The following is a 21651-nucleotide window of genomic DNA, read 5'->3' as shown; positions in this document are numbered from 1 at the left end:
AATGCCCGGAGTTTTCAAGCGAGCGGGCGTCCTCGCGCTCTGTCTGTACGCGGGGACTGCCTTGGCCGACGAGCGTCTGGAAGCGCGCCGCCACTTCCGTAACGGCATGAGCCTCATCTCCCAGGGTCAGTTCGACCAGGGAATCTCAGAGCTGCAAGAGGCCTACGCCATCAAGCCGCACCCCAACGTCCTCTACAACATCGCCCACGCCTACCTGGACGCGGGCCGATCCGTGGAGGCGCTGGACTGGTACCGGCGCTACCTGGCCGCCAACCCGCCGGACGCGGAGTCGGTGCGTGCCACCATCGCGAAGCTGGAAGTGACGGTGAAGGCGGCCCAGGGGGCCCAGCCCGCCGATACCAACGCCCCGGCTCAGCAGTCCAAGATGCCGGCTCCGGATGCGCAGGCCCTGGCCGCCCTCGTCGATCGGCTGGAGAAGGCCATCGCTCGCGCCGAGTCCCTGCCCGCCGCCTCCGCCGCGCCCGCTCCTGTCGCCTCGGCGGTTCCCACCCCGGGGGGTACACCCACCTCACAGCCCGCCGCTGCCGCAGGCCTGGTGGATGAAGGCGCGGTGCCCTACGAGGAGCGCGTGGTGACGGCCAGCCGCCGCGCCCAGTCCTCCCTCGAGGCGCCCAACGCCACCACCGTCATCACCGCCGAGGACATCCGCCTCTCAGGCGCCACCAGCCTGGTGGAGCTGCTGCGCCGGGTGCCGGGCGCGGACGTGATGGAGCTGGGCGTGGGCAGCGCCAACTTCTCGCTTCGTGGCTTCAACCAGCGCATCGCCAACAAGGTGCTGGTGCTGGTGGACGGCCGTAGCGAGTACCAGGACTTCCTGGGCATGACGCTCTGGTCCAGCCTCCCCATCTCCCTGGAGGAGATCGACCGCATCGAGGTGATTCGCGGCCCCGGCAGCGCGCTGTACGGCGCGAACGCGATGCTCGGCGTGGTCAACATCATCACCCGCGCGCCGGGCACCGGGCAGCGGCAGATCACCGCCCGAGTGGGCGGCGGCAACACGGTGACTGGCAACTTCGTCAGCTACGGGGCCGCCAGCGCCATGCGCTACCGCCTGTCCGTGGGCTACGGGCAGGAAGACAAGTGGAGCGAGGACTTCGCCGAGAACCGGCCGGACATGGTGCGGCGCGCGCCCAGCGGGGACGTGGGCTACCGCGGGGCCCGCGGCAACCTGGCCACCGAGTACACCTTCTCGCCCGGCATGGAGCTGGGCCTGTCCACCGGAGTGCACCGCTTCTCCACGGAGCTCTATCCGCTGGGGACGCTGCGCAACTTCTACATGGACGGAGTCACCGCCTACGCGAAGGCGGATGCCAGCCTCGGGCCGGTGAAGCTGAAGGCCTTCTGGAACAACGTGGACGTGGATGCGGGGCCCCAGTTCGAGCCCATCGGCCAGCGCTCGCTGGTCACCCACGTCACCTCCAACGTCTTCAACGGCGAGGGGCTCTTCAGCAAGGTGTTCGAGCTGGCCGGTGAGCACCTGCTCAACGTGGGCACGGAGGCCCGCGTCAAGCGCGTGGGGTGGAGCTACCTGGGCGAGGTGAAGCAGGAGCTCCACCTGGCCGCCTTCGTCCAGGACGAGTGGCGGCCCGTGGAGCCGCTGCGCCTGGTGGCCTCCTACCGCGCGGATCGCCACCCGCTGCTGGATGAGGGCAAGCCCGGCCTGGCGCACTCGCCGCGCGTGTCCGCCATCTACATCCCCTTCGAGGGACACGCCTTCCGCGCCAGCGCCGCCTCGGCCTTCCGCGAGCCCACCTTCCTGGAGAGCTACACGCACCTGCTCGTCCCCGCCCCCGGCGTGCCCGGCGCCAGCGCGCTCACCCTGGGCAGCCAGACGCTGAAGCCCGAGCGGATGGTGGCCTACGAGCTGGGCTACCGCGGCGAGGCGCCCCGGTTGGGCATCGACTGGGACGTGGCCGTCTATCAGAACACGGTGAAGAACCTGATCGGCCTGTCCGCGGTGCAGCGGCTGCCGGCGGGGGACTCGTTCGATCCGGAGTCCGGCACCTACGTGGTGGGCAACTCCTTCTTCCAGAACGAGTCGGCCACCTACACCTCGCGCGGTGTGGAGGTGGGTGTCTCGTTGTCCCCGGTGGACGGCCTGGGCATCAAGCTCAGCAGCGCCTTCCAGAAGGTGGGCTCGGACAACGAGGCGGCGGACCAGTGCGGCCCGTGCAGCCAGGCGCCGCAGGTCAAGCTCTTTGGCGGCCTGACGTACCGCACCCGCGCGGACCTGGAGTTCGGCGTGGACGCGGCCTACACCTCGGGCACCACGTGGATCGAGCGTGAGCCCGCCGCCTCGGACCCGACCAGCATCCAGCTCCTCTCCAACGCGCTGCCGGCCTACACCGTGCTCAACGCCCGCGTGGGCTACGAGGTGGTGAAGGACAAGCTCACGGTGGCGGTGGTGGGCTCGAACCTGGGCGCCAGCCACTCCGAGCACCCCTTTGGCAACCGCATCGAGCGCCGCGTCTACGCGACCCTGACGGTGACCCCATGAGTCCCTTCCGCTCCCAGCGTCTGGCCTTCTCGGGCCTTCTGCTCTCCACCCTCCTGGCGTTGGGCTGCGAGCCGCCTCCCGTGGTGGCCACCAGCGATCGCCAGCAGAACACCCAAAGCGCGCGCATCGAGGGCAGCGTCGTGGTCCAGGGCCCCGCCCGCGGCAACGCCGTCGTGTTCCTCTACGACGTCGAGCACCCGCCCCCGCCGCAGGGCACCGGCCACCCCGTGGCCTTCGCCGTGGTCACCCAGGAAGAGCTGTTCGGCTCGGAGTTCGGCACGAGCACGACGGGGCCGTTCACCGCGCCCTTCGTCTTCCCCCTGGTGCGCCCGGGCCGCTACCTGCTGCGAGGCTTCATCGATACGGACCAGTGCCACACCGGCGTGAAGCCCTGCCACGGCCCGGACTTCATCCCCTGGTACAACGTCACCGCCGAGCCCAACCTGGGCGATGTGGCCGGGGCCTCGGTGGACCTCGCCACCCTCGCCCCACGGATCATCGAAGTGGGGGTGGATGAGATCGGCACCCCCATCCCCGTCATGGGCGTCACCGTGAGCTTCTCCGATATGGCCACCGTGAAGGCGGACCGGCCTGTCTTCGAGGTGACGGGCCCGTCGACGATCGAGCCCACTGGTGGCATCAAGCTGCTCAAGCTCCACGCCCGCCCCATCGTCCAGGGCGCCGTGAACCTGAGCACTCCCATGTTCCTCGTGCGCTTCGTGGACGAGAACCATGACGGCGTGCCGGACGACGCCAATGGGGACGGTGCGCCGGACCTCTGGCCGCGCGTGGTGGTGCGCAAGCTCGCCGACGGCGGCTCCGGCATCACCGACGAGAACGATCTGGACAACAACGGCGTGCTCGACGCCGAGGGCGTGGACTACGCGCACGCCAGCGGCCCCATGGATGGCGCGCCGGATCTCGTGGTGCTCGCCGCGGGGATTGTGCCGGATGCCCTGCCGCCCGGACTCTATGACTCCAATGGCCGCCCGAACACGGACGCCGTGCTCCCGCTGTCCGAGCTGACCGTGGCCGTGCGCCCGCTCGCGCTCGACGCGCGCAACCCGAGCGCCCCGGCTCCCCTGACGAAGATGCCCTCCGGCCGTTACGCGGTGATCGTCCTCCAGTCCACGGGACAGGCGTGGCGCGTGCCCAACGAGCTCTCCCCGTCCCTGGCGGCAGGCCTCGGCCTCCCCGCGATCGACGGTCAGGGCTTCTCCCTCCAGGTCCCCTAACCTTCTGATTTCACCGGGAGCTCTCTACGGGGAGACAGCCGCCCTACCCAGGCCTACAAACGCTCTCGAATTACCTGTTTCGCGGCCTTCACTTCGTTTTGACATTCGACGGGCTTTCCTGCACTATTCCAGTTGTGCAGTTCAGGGGGATTTCCTGAACGAGGGAAGGATCCTGTCATGGCTGGAACGCTCGCCTCTGTCGCAACCATCTCCATTCCTCGACCCGTTGTGGAGTCGGTTCGCCCTGTGTTGAAGGCCGCTACTGGGACGCCGCAGCGCGTCCTCCTCATCGACGACAGCCGCTCCATCCGGACGCTGCTGAAGATCTACCTGATGGCTCGGAACTTCGAGTACGTCGAGGCCGAGTCGGGCGAGGAAGCCCTGAAGGTGCTCGAGCAGGGCGCGGTGGATCTGGTCCTCACGGACTTCCGCATGGAGGGCATGAGCGGCGCGGACTTCGCCATGCAGGTGCGCTCCAACCCGAACCCGCGCATCGCTCGCACGCCCATCCTGATGATGACGGGCGACCCGAACGTCGCCGAGGTCCGCACCCAGGGTCAGAAGGCCGGCATCAACGCCTTCGTGCGCAAGCCGGTGAGCTGCGCGCAGCTGATGACGCTGGTGGACACCATCCTGCCGCGCAACCCCTGAGCCGCGGTTCCCCGCTGCCCGAGAAGCCGGAGCCTCCCGGGATGCCACGTCCGTGGACGTCGCATCCCAGGTAGAGGCCCGGCTTCAGTTATTCAGAGCTCCCGCGAGGATCCATGAGCGGATCCGGGTGAGCTCGCCAGGGTTCTTGTCGAAGTACTCCGGATCCGTCTGCGGCATCCTTCCGCCGCAGCTCTCGCCGGAGCTCTTCTGAATCAACAGGGAGTCCTCGGGCTGGCCCGGCAGCACGCGCTTGAGGCTGCTGCAGACGCCCACTCCGTTCTTGTTGACCAGGGCGGCGTAGGAGCTGTCCGCCTCCAGCGACAGGCTGCCGAAGGTGTTGGGGCTGTCGTTGTGGCAGCCGGTGCACGTAGGAGTCCACAGCGGTTGGATGTCCCGGGCATACGTGGGGACGTTGACCCGCACGTCCACCGAGCGCGTCACGGAGCTGGTGCCATCGGACACGGTGACCTGGAAGGAGTAGGGGGTGGCCGTGGCGATGTCGGGAGAGCGCCACTGCGAGAGGCCGTCCGCGGCGTCCATGAAGGTGCCCTCGCCGGAGGGGTTCGTCTTCCAGGCATAGGTGAGCGGATCCCCGTCCTGGTCCGTGGCGCCGATGGAGAGGTTGACGGTGTCCCCGGCGATCACCTGAGCGGGAGCGGAGATGGTCGCGTCCACGGTGGGAGCGCGGTTGAGGGCGGCGACGTTCGCCACCGGGACGTCCACCGAGAGCTGGGCCGTGCCGCCCTTTCCGTCCGAGACCGTCACCTTCAAGGTGAAGACCGTGTCGTGCGAGACGAAGGGCGCGGTCCACGTGCGGATCACTCCGCTCTCGCTGCCCCAGGTCCCCGCCGGGACGACCGGGGCCTGCGTCCACGCGTAGGTGAGCGGATCCCCATCCGCGTCGCTGGCGGTGACGGTGAGGGTGGTGCTCGAGGCCTCATGGATGGCCGAGGGCGAGGCGAGCACCTGGCTGAGGGTGGGAGCGCGGTTGGGCGTGGAAACGGTGAAGTCGACAGGCGCGGAGAGGGAGGAGTTGCCCGCGGCGTCATAGGCCTTGGCGGTGAGCTGCTGGCTTCCCGGAGCGTTGGTGGAGAAGTCCCAGGAGCACGAGAAGGTCGCGCCGGAGTTCTTGGCCTCGGCGTCCGTGCAGGCGAGCGCGCCGGAGACATAGAACTCCACCTTGCTCAGCTTCCCGGAATCATCCTGGGCGGTGGCCTCGAGGGTCCGCCGGCCCGAGAGGGTCTCTCCCGCCGTCACGCCGCCCGTCACCCGGACGTTCGTCGGAGAGGTGGTGTCATCCCCTCCTCCGCAGCCCCACCCACCCAGGCTCAGGAGAAGGGCTGCTCCGAGCCATGACCGCGAAGTCCTCCGGGCCACCGCAAATCCGTGCATGATCTTCCTCGCTCCGGAGTGAGCTCCACCCTCAGAGCGCGCTCTCCAGGGTGCTGGTGATCCGCTGGGCGTAATCCGTGACGGCCGAGTCGTCGCGTTGATAGCTGGGATCCGCGTCGAGGAGCAGGCGATCGCCCTCGACCTTTGCCTCGAGCGAGGACCAGCCCCGGACGCTGGTGATCCGGATGCCCTTGATCTTCGCTTTCAGGGCCTCGCGGCCGAGGTCATCGGCGGTGATGGACTTGAGGGCGGCCTCCAGCGGCATGAAGAAGTTGTAGTCGATGGTGTTCGGGTAGGAGTCGAGGAAGCCCTCCTTCACCAGCTCATCCCAGTTCACCTCGAACGCGAGCTCGTAGCCCGCGAGCTCGTTGAGCTTCTGCTTCCACGCGGGGAACTTGTCCTTCTGATACGCAGCAGCGACTCGCCTCTCAGCCAGACCCATGGATCCTCTCCTGGTACCCTGATGTTCGATGTAGCCGCGCCTGCACCCTCGGTGCGGCGTGCTGGCCCGGCAGTAGAGCATCAGGCCCGGCTCGTGGCCAAGATTGATGGCCTCGGGACGTGCCTCCGCGCTCAGGCCGGACGCGGCGCCGGGCGGGCCCGGCGGCGCTTGCGCACGGCCTCCACCACCCGGATTCCCAGCAGCAGCGTGAGCACCGCGCCGTAGATGAAGGGCTCGGTGGCGTCCTTCTTCACCCGCCAGACGAAGTGGATCACTCCCAGCGACGCCGCCACGTAGACCAGCCGGTGCAGCCGCTGCCACGCGGGGAAGCCCATGCGCCGCACCGCCGCGTTCGTGGAGGTGGCGGCCAGGGGCACCAGCAGCATCAGCGCGATGAAGCCCACCGCGATGAACTTCCGCTTGGTGATGTCCGCCAGGATGGGACCCAGCTTGAGCCCCTGGTCGGCCACCGCGTAGGTGAAGAAATGGATCACCGCGTACGTGAAGGCCATCAGGCCCACCAGCTTGCGGATGCGGATGGGCCACGTCCAACCGAACAGCACCTTGAGCGGGGTGCACGCCAGCGAGCCCACCAGGAAGATGAGCGCCATCAGCCCGGTCTGATTGAGCACCGCCTCGATGACATTGGGGCCGAGCGTCCCCTGCACGCCCTGGAGCACCAGGAGCGCCAGCGGAGCGAGTCCACCTACGAGGACGGCGGGCTTGAGCCAGGGAAACGGCGGGGAGGCCATGGGATGCTCAGTAGTTCGCGCGCAGGTCCATGCCGGCGTAGAGGGAGGCCACCTGCTCGGCGTAGCCGTTGAAGGGCAGCGTGGGGCGGCGGCTGAACTCGCCGACGCGGCGCTCGGAGGCCTGGCTCCAGCGCGGGTGATCCACCTGGGGGTTCACGTTGGCGTAGAAGCCGTACTCGCGCGACGAGGCCAGGTTCCAGGTGGTGGGCGGCTGCTGCTCGGTGAGGGTGATCTTCACGATCGACTTGATGCCCTTGAAGCCGTACTTCCAGGGCGTCACCAGCCGCAGCGGCGCGCCGTTCTGGTTGGGCAGCGTCTTGCCGTAGAGCCCCACCGCCAGCAGCGCCAGCGGGTGCTGGGCCTCGTCCAGGCGCAGACCCTCCACGTAGGGCCAGTCCAGCACGGGGCGCTTCTCGCCCGGCAGCTGCTCCGGATCCATCAACGTGGTGAAGGCCACGTACTTGGCGCGGCTGGTGGGCTCCACGCGCTTGATCAGCCCGCCCAGCGGGAAGCCGACCCAGGGGATGACCATGGACCAGGCCTCGACGCAGCGCATCCGGTAGACGCGCTCCTCCAGGGGGAACCAGGAGATGAGCTGATCGATGTCCACCGTCTGCGGCTTGTGTACCTCGCCGTCGATGGTGACGGTCCACGGCCGCGGCTTGAGGGTGTGGGCGTTGCGAGCGGGATCGTTCTTGTCGAGCCCGAGCTCGTAGAAGTTGTTGTAGGTGGTGATGTCCTCGTAGGGCGTCTTGGGCTCGTCGGTGTCGTAGGGGCCGGGGCCCTTGGACTCGGCGACGGGCAGCGTGGCCAGCGTGGGCAGCGGCCCCGCGTCCGGGACGAACTTGTCCATGGGGCGGGTGCGCTTCATGCCCAGCAGGTACAGGCCACCCCCCACGACGGCGGCCGTCCCGGCGAAGAGGCCCGCGTTCTTGATGAGCTCGCGGCGACGCAGGTAGAGCTTCTCGGGGGTGATCTCGGAGCTGGGGGGCTCGGGCGCCTTCTTTTCGGACATGGCTCCTCTGGTACGCGGCAGCCCGCGTTCGAGTTACACCCAGCGGAGAGGAGCTGCCCCCTCGCCTACCGGGCGGTGGCCTCCCCCTGGGAAGTCAGGGCCGAGGCACGAGCCCGAGCATCCTTCATTCGCCCTAGGGCCCACCATGGGGTACCGGGCGACTCATGGTGGGCCGGGGAGCGGGCGACCGCTGAGCGAGGGCTACTTGGCCGCCTTCTCGGAGCCGCTGAAGTCACGGACGAGCTGCTCGGCGGTGACGAAGTGGGGCTCGATGTCCACGGGCACGTCCCGGAGCTTGTCGAGCACCTTCTTCGCCTCGGGGCGGATGACGCCCTGCTTCGCCAGCAGGGACTCGGCCTGGGCGCGGTCTCCATGGGCCTGCAGCTCCATCAGCTGCCGGGTCAGCGCCGCCACCGAGTCCTGGATCTTCTCGGGGACGACGGAGAAGGTGCCATCCGGGTTCACCTTCACCGCGCCGGTGTCGAGGAAGTGGTTGAGCTGGAGCGCCACGCCCTTGCCGTGGGCCTCGTCGGTGCCGAAGCGCAGAGAGCGGAACGTGGAGGCCAGATAGGTGATGTACATGGTGCGCTCCATCTCCTTGCCGAGCACGCCCTTGTTCACCAGCTGCTGCAGCGCCCAGAGGCCGGCGATGTCCGCCTTGGCCTCCTCGATGGCGCTGGAGGAGACCTGGAGCGCCTGACGCACCGTGGTCTGCTTGCCCTCGACGGTGATGTTGTGAGGCCCCAGCCCGTGCATCAGCTCGTGCATGAGGATGTGGGTGAAGAAGGAGTCGAAGGAGACGTTCGGGCGGTCCTTCGCGGCGAGCGCCACCTTGGCGATGGGCAGCAGCACGCGCTGGAACTTGGCCTCCTGGATGTTCTTGAGCATCACGCGCTTGCTGCCCTTCTCCGCGGTGACGCGCTCGTCGTTGGGCAGGTTGTAGGCGGCCGTCTGCACGCCCCGGTTGGCGTCTCCGGCGGAGAACACGCTGTTGACGACCCGGATGGGCGCCAGCGTTCCGAGCTTCGGGTTGCGCAGCTTCGGATCGATGGGGAGGGTGTTCTCCAGCCCCTGGAGCTCGCCGCTGAAGCGGGCCAGCTTCTGCGTCTCCGCGTCGTCCTTGAGGGTGATGAAGGCCTCGAAGGCGGCCTTGTAGTTGAACCAGTTGTCCTCGTAGACCTCGTAGGGCCCGATGGTGGGCTCGACGCTGGCGTCCAGCTCCATCCACGCCACCTCGCTGGCGTAGTAGTTGTTGGAGAGGAACGCGTCCGCGCGAGCGGTGAGGAAGGCCTTCAGCGTGGGCTGCTGGGTGAGCTGGGCGGCCTCGCGCAGGAGCTGGGCGGCCTGGCCCAGCTCGCTCTGGTACTCGACGCTGTAGGGCACCACGGTGAACTTGCCATCCGGGCCGCGGCGGATGGTGGTGTAGAAGCCGGTGGCCTCATGCTGTTGGGGCTCGGGCAGGCTCTTCACCCACTGCTCGATGCCCTCCTTGGTGGCGTCCGGTGGGTAGAAGCTGCCCGGAGCGGACGGCGCGGAGGGAACGCCGGAGAGGAAGGGACGGCCCTCGTCCAGCCGGGACCAGGGGCCCTTGTTGAGGAGGAACGCGTGCACCCGCTCGCGGCCGAGCGGCGTGGTGTCCTGGAGCAGATCCAGCAGCAGCGTCTCGTTGCCGGCCCAGGACTGGCGCATGAAGAGGGTGTCCATGAAGCGGGCGGCCTGGACCATCTTCGCCAGCGCGCGCTTCTCGTTGTCCGGGAGCTTGGACACGTCGAGCTTGAGGTCCACGGGGGCGAAGCGCGCCGTCTGGCGCTGGAGCTCGGAGGCACTGGGGAGCGCGGCGGGCTCCGCGGCCCAGGCGGCGCTGGCCAGGAGCACCGGGGTGAGCAGGGAGAGGAGGTAGCGGGTCATGGGGCGGCACTCTTATCGCCTTCCCTGGCGGGTGGGGAACACGACGCGCGTTTCCGTGTCCGGCTCTTTCCCGTGGTTGACGGACGGTGAGGTAGGGACTGTCAGTCCTATCTGGCGGAGATACTCGGTGTCCCACGAGACGCTCTTGCTTCCGAACTCTATCGACGCCTGGACCGCAACGTCGATCTGAGCCCCCTGGCCACCCACCCACAGATGCGGAAAGTCCTCGATTTCCATGCGAAGCTGGAGGCCGAGTCCCTGTCTCCTTGAGGGCTGTCCCTGGCCGGGTTGCAGGCGGGCGGCCTTCCGGACTCGACAACGCCTGCGGAATGGTTATGGGGAACGGGTCACGCCTACATCGGGCGTCCGGAGGAACCATGTCCGTCGATACCCAGAGGGAGACCCACTCCTTCCAGGCCGAGATCAATCAGCTGCTCAACCTGGTCATCAACTCCCTCTACAGCCACAAAGAGATCTTCCTGCGCGAGCTGGTCTCCAACGCCTCGGATGCGCTGGACAAGCTGCGCTTCCGCACCATCACCGAGCCCGAGCTGCTCGGGGGCGAGCCCACCCTGGAGATCCGCATCATCCCCGACGCCGAGCGGGGCACCGTCACCATCGAGGACACCGGCATCGGCATGACGCATGATGAGCTGGTGAAGAACCTGGGCACCATCGCCCACTCGGGCTCTCGCGAGTTCCTGGAGCAGCTCACCCAGCGCGGCCAAAAGGATGTGAACCTCATTGGCCAGTTCGGCGTGGGCTTCTATAGCGCCTACCTCGTCGCGGACCGCGTGGAGGTGGTCAGCCGCGCCGCCGGCCAGGACTCGAAGGCCTGGAAGTGGACCTCCGAGGCCAAGGGCACCTTTGTCGTGGAGCCCGCCGAGCACACCACTCGCGGCACCGCCGTCACCCTCCACCTCAAGGCCGACCAGAAGGAGTTCCTGGACGAGTGGCGCCTGCGCTCGCTCATCACCCAGTACTCGGACTACGTGGGCCACCCCATCCAGCTCCAGGTGAAGAAGCCCTCGGACGTCATCGACGCCAAGACGGGCCAGAAGGGCACCACCACCGCCTTCGAGACCGTCAACAAGGCCAGCGCCCTCTGGCAGCGCCCCAAGTCCGAGGTGACCGACGAGCAGTACCAGGAGTTCTACAAGCACCTCACCCACGACTTCGAGCCGCCGCTCACGTGGACGCACTTCCGCACGGACGGAAACCAGCAGTTCACCGGCCTGCTCTTCCTGCCCAAGCGCCGGCCGTTTGATCTCGACGGCACCGCGAAGCGGCGCGGCGTGAGGCTGTTCGTCAAGCGCGTCTTCATCATGGATGACTGCGAGGAGCTGCTGCCCCCGTGGCTGCGCTTCGTGCGCGGCGTGGTGGACTCGGATGATCTGCCGCTCAACGTCTCGCGCGAGCTGCTGCAGGACTCGGCGGTGGTGCGCTCCATCCGCAAGCACGTGGTGAAGAAGACGTTGGACCTGCTGGAGAAGCTCGCCAAGGACAAGCCCGAGGACTACACGGCGCTCTGGAAGAACTTCGGCTCCATCCTCAAGGAGGGGCTGGCCAGCGACGGCGAGAACAAGGAGAAGCTGGGCGGGCTGGTGCGCTACGAGAGCAGCCGCGAGGAGGGCCTCACCTCGCTGGCCGACTACGTGTCACGCATGAAGGAGGGCCAGCAGGCCATCTATTACGTGTTCGGCGAGTCCCGGAAGGCGCTGGAGGGCTCGCCCCACCTGGAGGCGCTGCGCAAGCGCGGCTACGAGGTGCTCTACCTCACGGACCCCGTGGACGAGTGGGCCGCCCAGGGGCTGCACGAGTTCCATGGCAAGCCGCTGGTGTCCGCGCTCCAGGCCGACCTGAAGCTCCAGGAGTCCGCCGAGGAGAAGAAGGAGAAGGAGCAGCGCGCCGAGGGCCTCAAGTCCCTCACGGACCACATGAAGGAGGTGCTCAAGGACGCCGTGCGCGAGGTGCGCGTGTCGGACCGCCTCACGGACTCGCCGGTCTGCCTGGTGCTGCCCGAGGGGGGCTCGCCCGCCTTCCTGGAGCGCCTGCTGCGCGAGCACGGCCGGAGCATGCCGCGCGCCCAGCGCATCCTCGAGGTGAACCCCGCGCACCCCGTCATCGAGCACCTGCGCAAGCTCCACGAGAAGGACTCGAAGTCGGAGCGGGTCGCCGAGTGGATCGAGCTGCTGCATGATCAGGCCCTGCTCACCGAGGGCAGCGCGCTGGAGGATCCCAACCGCTTCGCCAAGCGGATGACGGCGCTGCTGACGCAGGTGGCGGCCCAGGCCGTCGAGGCTCCCGCCAACGGCGCCCCGGCCGCGAGCACGCCGGCGACCGAGGCCACGAGTACGCCGGGCTCCGCGGCTCAGGCCTGACGCTCAGGCCTGGCTCATGAGGGGTGCGCTGCCTCGGGGGAGGCAGCCACCTCCTTACTGTTGATCCTCCTCCGGGGGATCCGAGTCATCGTCCTCGTCGGTCTGAGGCGGCGTGGGCTGGCCCTGAGGATGCCCCTGCTGCTGCCACTGTTGCTGCTGTGCCTGCACCTGGCGGCCCTTGGCCATGGCCAACGCGACCAGCCCGCTCATCCCCAGACACCCCAGGAAGCCCACGACGAGCACGGCCACCAGACAGCCTTTGCCCAAGGCCGAGGACTTCCCGCGCGGACTCGGAGCGGGCCTGGCGTTCGGCACAGGGGCCGGGACGGGCCGGGGCTGAGGTGAAGACGGAGGCCGATTCACGCTGGCGCCAGACTCGGGCCGCTGCAGCGTCGCCGAGAAGCCTCCTGTTGACGGGGCCGGGGCTGGCGCGGGCCCGGACTCGGGGCGCTGCATCGTCGCGGAGAAGGTCCCAGGCGCGACTTCCGAAGGGCGCGCCACACTGCCCGGTGGCGCTCCCACGGCGGGAGCGATGAAGGAGCGCAGCGCCTCCTCGCAGGCCATGAGCGCCCGATCCGCCTGGGCCGCGTCCTGGAAGCGGTCCTCCGGGCGCTTCTCGTAGAACTTCTGGAGCGTCTGGCGCACCACATCCGGCAGCGGGATGGAGATCGGCGGGGGAGGCTCGCTCATCTGCGCGTGGAGGATGCGAGCAATCGTCTCGCCCTGATAGGCCCTCACGCCGCTGAGCAGCTCGTGGAAGATGAGGCCCGCGGCATAGAGATCCGTCCGCCCGTCAATGGGCTTGCCGGAGATCTGCTCCGGCGCCATGTACGCCGGCGTGCCCACCATCATCCCTTCGCTGGTGAGCTGTCCGGCGATGTCTCCGATGACCTTGGCGATGCCGAAGTCCAGCACCTTCACGAAGAGCTGCCCGTCACCCGGCCCCGCCTGGACGACCTTGATGTTGGCCGGCTTGAGGTCTCGGTGGACGATGCCCAGCGCGTGCGCGGCGTGCAGCAGCGAGACGATCTGCCGCATCACCCCCACCGCCTGCCGAGGAGGCATCGGACCGTTGCGCCCGATGAACTCCGCCAGCTCCATGCCGTCCACGTACTCCATGACGATGTACGGCGTGCCCTGGTCCACGCCGAAGTCGATGACGGCCGTCATCGCCGGGTGGTTCACCTTGCCAGCCACCTTCGCCTCGCGGCTGAAGCGCGCCAGGCTCTCGGGTGAGGAGATGGCCCGAGGTGACAGCACCTTCACCGCCATCGTCTTGTCCAGCCCCAGGTGGGTGGCTTGGAAGACCGTGCCCATGCCGCCGCTGCCCAGCTCGACGTCGATGCGGTAGGTGTCCTTGAGCACAGCCCCAGGAGCAATCTGGAGCGCGGAAGACGTCGCCTGCCGCGGTGGGGGCCGGACAGGCGGATACGTCTTGTCATCCTCGTTCATGCGTTCCACGCCTCGCTCAAGGGGAGCTCTCGGAGACCTTCGTGTGGACCTTCACCACCACCCGCCGGGTATTCGGAGCCCCTTTCTTCTGGGGCTCGAAGGAGAGGGTCTGGGTCTGAAGCACCTTCTCCGAGTGGGACTCCGGCCACTTCTTGAACAGGTCCTGGTACTCGCGCTTGATCTCCCGCGCAGCCACCGAGTCGCAGTCCACCTCGGTCCGCGAGTTCACCGACTTCGGCAGCCACGGCCCAAATTGGCCGTTGCCCTGTCGATTTGACTCGAGTGCCACCACCGAGACGAAGCAGCGAGCCCGGTGCACCTCTTCCTGCGGCGGAGGCGTGTTCTCCACAGCCTCGGGCTGATCCCCTGCCTGCGAGCCCTCTTGGCCCTGAGCGGTCTGCTCGTTCCCAGGCGTCTTCTCCGGCTCCACCGCCGCGGGAGTGTCCGTGGCCTTCTCCGTCCCCGTGGGAGCCGGGCCCTGCGCCTGCGGAGGCTCGGTGGGCGGCGGAGGGTTGGAGGGAGCGCGGGTCGCGACGGCACCCGGGTCGGTCCCGGCCGGAGTCTTACCGCCAGGCGAGGGCACGAACGGAAGCCCCGCGAGCCGGCCACTCTTCCAGGCCCATACGCCTCCCGCGATCCCGGCCACCACGAGCAACAAGGCGACGCCCAGCACCACGACCACCGGGCCGGCCCCGGAAGATCTCCCGGGCTGGACGGTCTGGAGCGGCGGCGGCTCTGGCGCGGGGACAGGCTTGGGGGGCGGGCCGATCGGAGCGGGCTCCGTCACCAGCGCGGGCTTCTCTTGAGTCTGCCGCCCCTCCCTCACCAGGGAGTCCGAGACGGAGATGCCCGAGGAAGGCTTGGGCTCGGCGGCCACGGGCGCAGGGTCGCTCGCGGGCACCGGAGCCGGCTCGGCCTTCTTCGGACGGTACGCGATCGTCCGCACACCGTTGTCGGGAGCGTTCTCCGGCTCCGTGGCGGCGGGCAGCACCGTGTTCGTGGCCACGTTCACCGAGGGCGGGCGCAACACGTCCTCGCAGGCCATCAGCGCCCGGTCCGCCTCGGCCGCGTCCTGGAAGCGGTCCTCCGGGCGCTTCTCGCAGAACTTCTGGAGCGTCTGGCGGACGATGTCCGGCACCGGCACGGTCAGCGGCGGCGGCGGCTCGCTCATCTGCGCGTGGAGGATGCGCGCGATCGTCTCGCCCTTGAAGGCCCGCACGCCGCTGAGCATCTCGTAGAACATGAGGCCCGCGGCATAGAGGTCCGTCCGCCCATCAATCGGCTTGCCGTTGATCTGCTCCGGAGCCATGTACGCCGGCGTGCCCACCAGCATGCCCTCGCTGGTGAGCTGCCCCGAGATGTCGCCGACGATCTTCGCCACGCCGAAGTCGAGCACCTTCACGAAGACGTGACTGTCCTCGGGCGTCTCCTGGATGATCTTGATGTTGGCCGGCTTCAAGTCCCGGTGGACGATGCCCAGCGCGTGCGCCGCCCGCAGCAGCGAGACGATCTGCCGCATCACCGCCACCGTGCGCCGAGGCGACATGGGGCCGCTGCGCTCGATGAGCTCCGCCAGCTCCTCGCCGTTCACGTACTCCATGACGATGTACGGCGTGCCCTGCTCCACGCCGAAGTCGATGACGGCCGTCATCGCCGGGTGGCTCACCTTGCCGGCCACCTTTGCCTCGCGCTCGAAGCGCGCCAGGCTGTCCGGGGTGGCCACGGCTCGAGGCGACAGCACCTTCACCGCCATCGTCTTGTCCAACCCCAGGTGGGTGGCTCGGAAGACCGTGCCCATTCCACCGCTGCCCAGCTCGGCGTCGATGCGGTAGGTGCCCTTGAGCACCGTGCCGGGGACGATCTGCACGGGGCCGGCCGGCTTGCTCACCCCCTCGCGCTGCCCCGACAGATGGGTCTTGTCGTCTTCGCTCATGGTTGGGCGCGGATGCTATCTCAGGAGCCCTGCAAGCAAGCCCAGCAGGCTCGTACCTTTCCCTCCTCGCCCAGGGCACAGGTGTGAGCAGCGCCTACTCGCACTGTGCGGGCGCGACCTTGCACGGAGCGTCAGCACGCCCGGGCTCTCGCTCCGTCCTATTGGCCTTCTGGCCCCTCTACACCGACGGGGTAAACCTCCAGCCTCGCTTGATTTGCCATGAAAGCAGGCAGACACTTCTCACCCCGTGAGAAAGCGACCAGGCGGCGCTGCTGCTCAGACGCATGGCTCGCGGTTGTTTCATCATCATCCGCCGGCCTGCCCCGGCGGCCTCGACTCGGAGATAGGTGCCCCATGCTGATCGTGATGAAGCCGGATGCGACGCTCCAGGATATCGAGCGGGTCAATGAGGAGATCCGCCGTCGGGGCTGGCAACCGAACGCGATCCCTGGAGGCACTCGCACCGCGATCGGCATCACGGGCAACAAGGGCGCGGTGGAGCCCGAGCCCTTCCGCGTTCTGCCGGGCGTGGCGGACGCGGTCGCCATCTCGCAGCCGTTCAAGCTCGTCAGCCGCGAGGTGAAGCCCGATGACAGCACCATCCAGGTAGGCCACCTCACGGTGGGCGGGAAGACGATCCACGTCATCGCCGGCCCGTGCTCGGTGGAGACGCGCGAGCAGATCGTCGGCACGGCGCAGGCGGTGAAGAAGGCGGGCGCCACCATGCTGCGCGGCGGCGCGTTCAAGCCCCGCACCAGCCCCTACGAGTTCCAGGGCCTCAAGAATGACGGCCTGTCGCTGCTGGCCGAGGCGCGCAAGGAGACGGGCCTGCTGGTGGTGACGGAGGTGAAGGACACGGCGACGCTGCCGCAGGTGGCCGAGACGGCGGACATCCTCCAGGTGGGCGCGCGCAACATGCAGAACTTCTCGCTGCTGGAGGCGGTGGGCGAGGTGCGCAAGCCGGTGCTGCTCAAGCGCGGCCTGAGCGCCACCATCAAGGAGCTGCTGATGGCGGCCGAGTACATCGTCGCCAAGGGCAACAACCGCGTCATCCTCTGCGAGCGCGGCATCCGCACCTTCGAGACGATGACGCGCAACACGCTCGATCTGAACGCGGTGCCGATGCTCAAGTCGCTCAGCCACCTGCCGGTGTTCGTGGATCCGTCGCACGGCATCGGCGTGCGCAAGGCGGTGCCAGCGATGATGCGCGCGGCCATCGCCGTGGGCGCCGACGGGGTGATTGTCGAGGTGCACCCGGATCCGCCGCGGGCGCTGTCGGACGGCCACCAGTCGCTGGACTTCACCGAGTTCGAGAAGTCGATGGAGGCGGTGCGTGCCATCGCTGGGGCGCTCGGCCGCGATGTGGCGAGGCTGGGGTAGCAGTCCGTGACGCTCAAGGAAGCGCTGGGCAGGGTGCTGGGCCGGGGGAATCTCACCCGCGAGGAGATGGCCACGATCATGGGCCTGATGCTCGCGGGAGAGGCGACGTCGGCCCAGGTGGGCGCGCTGGCGGCCGCGCTGCGGATGAAGGGCGAGACGGAGGACGAGCTGCTCGGGGCGGCGGAGGCCATGCGCGCCCGGGCGGCGAAGCTCTCTCCTCGGGCGGAGGTGGTGCTGGACACGTGCGGCACCGGCGGAGATGGGGCGCACACCTTCAACATCTCCACGGCGGTGGCGTTCGTGGCCGCGGGGGCTGGGGCGACGGTGGCCAAGCATGGCAACCGGGCCGTCTCCAGCCGCTGCGGGAGCGCGGACGTGCTGGCGGCGCTGGGCCTGCCGATGGAGCGGGCGCACGAGGCCGTGTCCCGGGACATCGACGAGCACGGCGTGGGCTTCCTCTTCGCGCCCTCGCACCACAGCGCCCTGAAGCACGTGGCGCAGGCTCGGCGGGAGCTGGGCTTCTACAGCTTCTTCAACCTGCTGGGCCCGCTGACGAACCCGGCGGGCGCGCGCTACCAGCTCCTGGGCACCTTCGCGGGAGATCGGCTGGAGCAGACGGCGCGAGTGCTCGGGCGGCTGGGCAGCCGGCGCGCGTGGGTGGTGCACGGGCAGGACGGGCTGGACGAGGTGTCTCCCTGTGGCCCGACGAACGTGGCGGAGCTGCGCGAAGATGGTTCGGTGCGCCTGTTCACCGTGGCCCCGGAGGACGCGGGGCTGGAGCGGATAACTCGCGAGGCCATCGCCGGGGGTGACGCGGAGGAGAATGCCCGGCGGCTGAAGGCCCTGCTGGAAGGTGAGCGCTCGGGCATCCGCACGGCGGTGCTGCTCAACGCGGCGGCGGCGCTGCTGGTGGTAGGGCAGGCAGCCGATCTTCGCGAGGGCGTGAAGCTAGCCGCGGAGTCCATTGACTCGGGCTCGGCGGCGCGCAAGCTGGCGGCGCTCATCAAGGGAACCGCGCCGTGAGCCGCGGTCCCGGAGAATCCTGAATGAACCTCCTCGCGGACATCTTCGCGCGCAAGCGCCGGGAGCTCGTCTCTCGCCCGGCGCTGGCAGCTCGAGTCCGGCCACCGGCTCGGGACTTCGCGGCGGCCCTGCAGCAGCGCAAGCCGGGCGTGGTGGTGAACGTCATCGCCGAGGTGAAGCGCAAGAGCCCCTCGGGCGGCGACTTCCCGCATCAGGATCTCGTCCAGGTGGCGCGGGGCTACGAGGCCGGGGGCGCGTGCGCCATCAGCGTCCTCACGGACGATGTAGACTTCGGCGGCTGCCTGGCGGACCTGGAGCAGGTGCGAGCGGCGGTGTCGCTGCCCGTGCTGCGCAAGGACTTCCTGGTCGCCCCGCGCGAGGTGGAGGAGAGCGCGGCGGTGGGAGCGGACGCGGTGCTGCTGATCGCCGATGCGCTGGAGGACGGGCTGCTGCGAGAGATGGTCGCGGCCGCGAAGGTCTGCGGAGTGGCGGCGCTGGTGGAGGCCCACACGGAGGCGCACGCCGAGCGAGCCCTGGCGGCGGGCGCGGAGCTGGTGGGCATCAACAACCGGGATCTGGCCACGCTGCGCACGGACACGGGCACGGCGCTGAGGGTGATGCCCCGGCTGCGCGAGCGGGCCCGCGTGCTGGTGGCCGAGAGTGGACTGAAGACGGCGGCGGACTTCGCGGCGGCACGGGCCGCGGGTGGAGACGCGGTGCTGGTGGGCGAGTCCCTGCTGAGAGACGCGGAGCCCGGCCGGGCGTTGGCGCGGCTGCTGGCCGTGAGGGACGGGACGGCGTGAGCGTCCGGGTGAAGATCTGCGGAGTGACGCGGCTGGAGGATGCCCGGGCCGCATGGGCCGCGGGAGCGGACGCGCTGGGGTTGAACTTCTATCCGCGCTCGCCCCGCTTCGTGGAGCCCGCCACGGCGGCGGCCCTGGCGCGCACCCGTCCGGCGCTGGGCGCGGTGGTGGGCGTCTTCGTCAACGAGTCCCCGGACCTCATCCGCGCCAGGGTGCGAGAGTGCGGCCTGACGGCCGTGCAGCTCCACGGAGACGAGCCGCCCGAGGCCTGCACCGGCTTCGGCGTCCCCGTCATCAAAGCGCTGCGCGTGCGCGGGCCGGAGGATGTGGCCCGAGCGCGCACGTACGTGGGCGCGGGCGACGTGGCGACGCTGCTGCTGGACGGCGCGGCTCCCGGCTACGGCGGCGGAGGCGTCACCTTCGACTGGTCGCTGGTGGCGCGGCTGGTGGACGTGGGAGTACCCGTGCTGGTGGCGGGCGGGCTGACGCCTGGGAACGTGGCGGAGGCGGTGCGCGCCACCCGGCCCTACGGAGTGGACGTGGCGAGCGGGGTGGAGGCGAGCCCTGGTATCAAGGACCTCGAGGCGGTGCGGGCCTTCATCCGCTCCGCCAAGGCAGTGAACCTGTGGGAGCAACAGACATGACCCAAGAGACTTCCACCGGGCGCTTCGGGCGCTACGGCGGCCGCTACGTGCCGGAGACGCTCGTCCCGGCGCTGCTGGAGCTGGAGGCGGCGTACGCGGCGGCCCAGGCGGACCGCGCGTTCGGCGAAGAGGTGGCGCGGGTGCTGAAGGAGTTCGTCGGGCGCGAGACGCCGCTGACGCCCGCTCACCGGCTGACGGAGTCCTGGGGCGGCGCGCACGTGTGGCTCAAGCGCGAGGACCTGGCGCACACGGGCGCGCACAAGATCAACAACACCATCGGCCAGGTGCTGCTGGCCAAGCGGATGGGCAAGAAGCGCATCATCGCCGAGACGGGCGCGGGGCAGCACGGCGTGGCCACCGCCACCGCGTGCGCGCTCTTCGGGTTCCCGTGCGAGGTGTACATGGGCGCGCTGGACGTGGAGCGCCAGTCGCTCAACGTGTTCCGCATGCGCGCGCTGGGCGCCACGGTGCGGCCGGTGGAGTCGGGCTCGAAGACGTTGAAGGACGCGATGAACGAGGCCATCCGCACCTGGGTGGCGCAGGTGGAGGACACCCACTACGTCATCGGCAGCGCGGCGGGGCCGCACCCCTACCCCACCATCGTCCGGGACTTCCAGTCCATCATCGGCCGCGAGGTGCGCCAGCAGGCCAAGGCCGCCTTCGGGCGCCTGCCGGATGCCATCACCGCGTGCATCGGCGGTGGCTCCAACGCCATCGGCATCTTCCACCCCTTCATCGGGGACAAGGAGGTGCGGCTGGTGGGCGTGGAGGCCGGTGGCCACGGGCTGAACAGCGGGCAGCACGGCGCCTCGCTGACGCTGGGCACCGAGGGCGTGCTGCACGGCACGCGCTCGCTGGTGCTGCAGGATGCGAACGGGCAGATCCAGGAGGCGCACTCCATCTCCGCGGGCCTGGACTACCCAGGCGTCGGGCCGGAGCTGGCATTCCTGGCCAAGGAGGGCCGGCTGGAGGTGCGCACCGCCACGGACGACGAGGCGCTGCGAGCCTTCTACGAGGTGGCTCGCACGGAGGGCATCCTCCCGGCGCTGGAGACATCTCACGCGTTCGCGCGCGCGGCGGAGCTGGCGCGCGAGCTGGGCAAGGGCAAGCACCTGATCGTCAACTGCTCGGGTCGCGGAGACAAGGACGTGGCGACCATCGCGGCGAAGGGCATTCCGGCCATGGGCCACGAGAGGAAGGCATGAGCGGCGAGATTGCAGCGGCCTTCGCGAAGGCGAAGGCTCGAGGCGAGGGCGCTCTGGTGGCGTATGCGATGGCGGGAGACCCTGACCTGGCGCGCTCGGTGGAGGTGTTCGCCGCGCTGGTGGAGGGTGGCGCGGACATCCTGGAGATTGGCGTGGCGTTCAGCGATCCCATCGCGGACGGCCCGGTCATCCAGGCCTCCTCGGAGCGAGCGCTGAAGGCGGGCGCCACGCTCCAGCGCGTGCTGGACGAAGTGGTCCCCGCGGTGCGCAAGCGCTGCCCGGACACGCCGCTGGTGGTGATGACGTACGTCAACATCGTGATGGCGCTCGGCGAGGAGCGCTACGCAAAGCTGGCGCGCGAGCGAGGCATCTCCGGCACCATCCTCCCGGACCTGCCGCCCGAGGAGAGCGCGGACCTGCGGCGCACCTTCGACGCGGCGGGGATCGATCTCATCCCGCTGTGCGCGCCCACCACGCCCCCGGCGCGAGCGGAGGCCATCGCCAAGGATGCTCGGGGCTTCGTGTACTGCGTCTCGGTGGCGGGAGTGACGGGCATGCGCGCGGAGCTGCCGAAGGACCTGTCCGCCCGCCTGGAGCTGGTGCGGAAGGCCTCGCCGGTGCCCGTGGTGGCGGGCTTTGGCATCTCCACGGCGGAGCAGGCCCGAGCCATCGGTGCCCACGCGGACGGCGTAGTGGTGGGCAGCGCCCTGGTGCGCGCGGCTCACACGGACGGCCCGCAGGCAGTGCGCCAGCTCTGTGTGGAGATCAAACGCGGCCTGAAGCGCTGAGGGCGAACCATGAAGCCACTCTCTCCGCAGATCGTCCTCGTTCGTCACGGTGAGACGTCCTGGAGCCGGAGTGGCCAGCACACGGGGCGCACGGACATTCCGCTGCTCGAGGACGGGCGGCGGATGGGC

Annotated in this window: 18 protein-coding genes; 11 read left to right on the top strand and 7 right to left on the bottom strand. The window is 69.3% G+C overall.

Annotated features, from left to right (window positions below; translation table 11 throughout):
• Nucleotide 1 precedes the first annotated feature (1 nt).
• The 3 genes from ACJ8AT_RS29035 (at nucleotide 2) to ACJ8AT_RS29025 (ending at nucleotide 4404) form a co-directional block, all read left to right on the top strand.
• The gene (locus tag ACJ8AT_RS29035; protein ID WP_407741151.1) at nucleotides 2–2518 is read left to right on the top strand and encodes a TonB-dependent receptor domain-containing protein; all 2517 of its coding nucleotides are present in this window, start codon (nucleotides 2–4) and stop codon (nucleotides 2516–2518) included.
• Nucleotides 2515–3753 (top strand): hypothetical protein, encoded by a 1239-nt coding sequence (locus ACJ8AT_RS29030; protein ID WP_407741150.1) that lies wholly within the window; start codon nucleotides 2515–2517, stop codon nucleotides 3751–3753. Before ACJ8AT_RS29035 ends, ACJ8AT_RS29030 begins: the two co-directional genes overlap by 4 nt.
• Before the next feature lie 177 nt (nucleotides 3754–3930).
• Complete coding sequence (locus ACJ8AT_RS29025) at nucleotides 3931–4404, top strand: two-component system response regulator (protein ID WP_407741149.1); 474 nt, start codon at nucleotides 3931–3933, stop codon at nucleotides 4402–4404.
• A gap of 84 nt (nucleotides 4405–4488) precedes the next feature.
• Here ACJ8AT_RS29025 and ACJ8AT_RS29020 read toward each other — a convergent pair whose 3' ends face one another.
• The 5 genes from ACJ8AT_RS29020 to ACJ8AT_RS29000 form a co-directional block, all read right to left on the bottom strand.
• Nucleotides 4489–5796 (bottom strand): Ig-like domain-containing protein, encoded by a 1308-nt coding sequence (locus ACJ8AT_RS29020; protein WP_407741148.1) that lies wholly within the window; start codon nucleotides 5794–5796, stop codon nucleotides 4489–4491.
• Nucleotides 5797–5827: 31 nt separating this feature from the next.
• Complete coding sequence (locus ACJ8AT_RS29015) at nucleotides 5828–6238, bottom strand: hypothetical protein (protein ID WP_407741147.1); 411 nt, start codon at nucleotides 6236–6238, stop codon at nucleotides 5828–5830.
• A 131-nt stretch (nucleotides 6239–6369) separates the two neighbouring features.
• Nucleotides 6370–6990, bottom strand: a complete 621-nt coding sequence (locus ACJ8AT_RS29010; protein WP_407741145.1) for a sulfite oxidase heme-binding subunit YedZ — start codon at nucleotides 6988–6990, stop codon at nucleotides 6370–6372.
• 7 nt (nucleotides 6991–6997) lie between these two features.
• Entirely contained in the window at nucleotides 6998–8005 is a 1008-nt protein-coding gene (gene msrP, locus ACJ8AT_RS29005; RefSeq protein ID WP_407741144.1) for a protein-methionine-sulfoxide reductase catalytic subunit MsrP, read from the bottom strand.
• Nucleotides 8006–8206: 201 nt separating this feature from the next.
• Nucleotides 8207–9913 carry a dipeptidyl-peptidase 3 family protein gene (locus tag ACJ8AT_RS29000; RefSeq protein ID WP_407741143.1) on the bottom strand — a complete coding sequence of 569 codons (1707 nt, stop codon included), beginning with the start codon at nucleotides 9911–9913 and terminating at the stop codon, nucleotides 8207–8209.
• A gap of 377 nt (nucleotides 9914–10290) precedes the next feature.
• On the opposite strand from ACJ8AT_RS29000, the gene htpG reads away from it, so the two are divergent.
• Nucleotides 10291–12294, top strand: coding sequence for a molecular chaperone HtpG (htpG, locus tag ACJ8AT_RS28995; RefSeq protein WP_407741142.1), 2004 nt, complete (start codon nucleotides 10291–10293; stop codon nucleotides 12292–12294).
• A 54-nt stretch (nucleotides 12295–12348) separates the two neighbouring features.
• On the opposite strand, the gene ACJ8AT_RS28990 is transcribed toward htpG, so the two are convergent.
• Nucleotides 12349–13746, bottom strand: coding sequence for a serine/threonine-protein kinase (locus ACJ8AT_RS28990; RefSeq protein WP_407741237.1), 1398 nt, complete (start codon nucleotides 13744–13746; stop codon nucleotides 12349–12351).
• A 16-nt stretch (nucleotides 13747–13762) separates the two neighbouring features.
• Nucleotides 13763–15679, bottom strand: coding sequence for a serine/threonine protein kinase (locus ACJ8AT_RS28985; protein WP_407741141.1), 1917 nt, complete (start codon nucleotides 15677–15679; stop codon nucleotides 13763–13765).
• Nucleotides 15680–16033: 354 nt separating this feature from the next.
• Here ACJ8AT_RS28985 and aroF point away from each other — a divergent pair, with 354 nt between their 5' ends.
• The 7 genes from aroF to ACJ8AT_RS28950 form a co-directional block, all read left to right on the top strand.
• Nucleotides 16034–17059: a 3-deoxy-7-phosphoheptulonate synthase gene (aroF, locus tag ACJ8AT_RS28980; protein WP_407741140.1), complete on the top strand. Its 1026-nt coding sequence runs from the start codon at nucleotides 16034–16036 to the stop codon at nucleotides 17057–17059.
• Between the two features lie 6 nt (nucleotides 17060–17065).
• Entirely contained in the window at nucleotides 17066–18082 is a 1017-nt protein-coding gene (gene trpD / locus ACJ8AT_RS28975; protein ID WP_407741139.1) for an anthranilate phosphoribosyltransferase, read from the top strand.
• A 23-nt stretch (nucleotides 18083–18105) separates the two neighbouring features.
• A complete protein-coding gene (locus ACJ8AT_RS28970) occupies nucleotides 18106–18885 on the top strand; it encodes an indole-3-glycerol phosphate synthase TrpC (RefSeq protein WP_407741138.1) in 780 nt (259 codons plus the stop codon).
• Complete coding sequence (locus ACJ8AT_RS28965) at nucleotides 18882–19529, top strand: phosphoribosylanthranilate isomerase (RefSeq protein ID WP_407741137.1); 648 nt, start codon at nucleotides 18882–18884, stop codon at nucleotides 19527–19529. Before ACJ8AT_RS28970 ends, ACJ8AT_RS28965 begins: the two co-directional genes overlap by 4 nt.
• Entirely contained in the window at nucleotides 19526–20734 is a 1209-nt protein-coding gene (trpB, locus tag ACJ8AT_RS28960; RefSeq protein ID WP_407741136.1) for a tryptophan synthase subunit beta, read from the top strand. Before ACJ8AT_RS28965 ends, trpB begins: the two co-directional genes overlap by 4 nt.
• On the top strand, nucleotides 20731–21522 hold the full coding sequence (gene trpA / locus ACJ8AT_RS28955) for a tryptophan synthase subunit alpha (protein ID WP_407741135.1): 792 nt from the start codon (nucleotides 20731–20733) through the stop codon (nucleotides 21520–21522). The genes trpB and trpA overlap by 4 nt, the downstream gene beginning before the upstream one ends.
• Before the next feature lie 9 nt (nucleotides 21523–21531).
• Nucleotides 21532–21651: histidine phosphatase family protein (locus tag ACJ8AT_RS28950; protein ID WP_407741236.1), on the top strand; the 120-nt coding region annotated here is incomplete at its 3' end.

It is taken from the genome of Hyalangium sp. (genome assembly GCF_045802625.1).
Taxonomy (GTDB): Bacteria; Myxococcota; Myxococcia; order Myxococcales; family Myxococcaceae; genus Hyalangium.
This window is presented reverse-complemented; position numbering and strand designations above follow the sequence as displayed.

What these genes read in the sequence shown, in the direction of transcription:
- ACJ8AT_RS29035 (WP_407741151.1), top strand. Translation starts at nt 2, where the DNA reads ATGCCCGGAGTTTTCAAGCGAGCGGGCGTCCTCGCGCTCTGTCTGTAC.
- ACJ8AT_RS29030 (WP_407741150.1), top strand. Translation starts at nt 2,515, where the DNA reads ATGAGTCCCTTCCGCTCCCAGCGTCTGGCCTTCTCGGGCCTTCTGCTC.
- ACJ8AT_RS29025 (WP_407741149.1), top strand. Translation starts at nt 3,931, where the DNA reads ATGGCTGGAACGCTCGCCTCTGTCGCAACCATCTCCATTCCTCGACCC.
- ACJ8AT_RS29020 (WP_407741148.1), bottom strand. Translation starts at nt 5,796, where the DNA reads ATGCACGGATTTGCGGTGGCCCGGAGGACTTCGCGGTCATGGCTCGGA.
- ACJ8AT_RS29015 (WP_407741147.1), bottom strand. Translation starts at nt 6,238, where the DNA reads ATGGGTCTGGCTGAGAGGCGAGTCGCTGCTGCGTATCAGAAGGACAAG.
- ACJ8AT_RS29010 (WP_407741145.1), bottom strand. Translation starts at nt 6,990, where the DNA reads ATGGCCTCCCCGCCGTTTCCCTGGCTCAAGCCCGCCGTCCTCGTAGGT.
- msrP (WP_407741144.1), bottom strand. Translation starts at nt 8,005, where the DNA reads ATGTCCGAAAAGAAGGCGCCCGAGCCCCCCAGCTCCGAGATCACCCCC.
- ACJ8AT_RS29000 (WP_407741143.1), bottom strand. Translation starts at nt 9,913, where the DNA reads ATGACCCGCTACCTCCTCTCCCTGCTCACCCCGGTGCTCCTGGCCAGC.
- htpG (WP_407741142.1), top strand. Translation starts at nt 10,291, where the DNA reads ATGTCCGTCGATACCCAGAGGGAGACCCACTCCTTCCAGGCCGAGATC.
- ACJ8AT_RS28990 (WP_407741237.1), bottom strand. Translation starts at nt 13,746, where the DNA reads ATGAACGAGGATGACAAGACGTATCCGCCTGTCCGGCCCCCACCGCGG.
- ACJ8AT_RS28985 (WP_407741141.1), bottom strand. Translation starts at nt 15,679, where the DNA reads ATGAGCGAAGACGACAAGACCCATCTGTCGGGGCAGCGCGAGGGGGTG.
- aroF (WP_407741140.1), top strand. Translation starts at nt 16,034, where the DNA reads ATGCTGATCGTGATGAAGCCGGATGCGACGCTCCAGGATATCGAGCGG.
- ACJ8AT_RS28970 (WP_407741138.1), top strand. Translation starts at nt 18,106, where the DNA reads ATGAACCTCCTCGCGGACATCTTCGCGCGCAAGCGCCGGGAGCTCGTC.
- trpB (WP_407741136.1), top strand. Translation starts at nt 19,526, where the DNA reads ATGACCCAAGAGACTTCCACCGGGCGCTTCGGGCGCTACGGCGGCCGC.
- trpA (WP_407741135.1), top strand. Translation starts at nt 20,731, where the DNA reads ATGAGCGGCGAGATTGCAGCGGCCTTCGCGAAGGCGAAGGCTCGAGGC.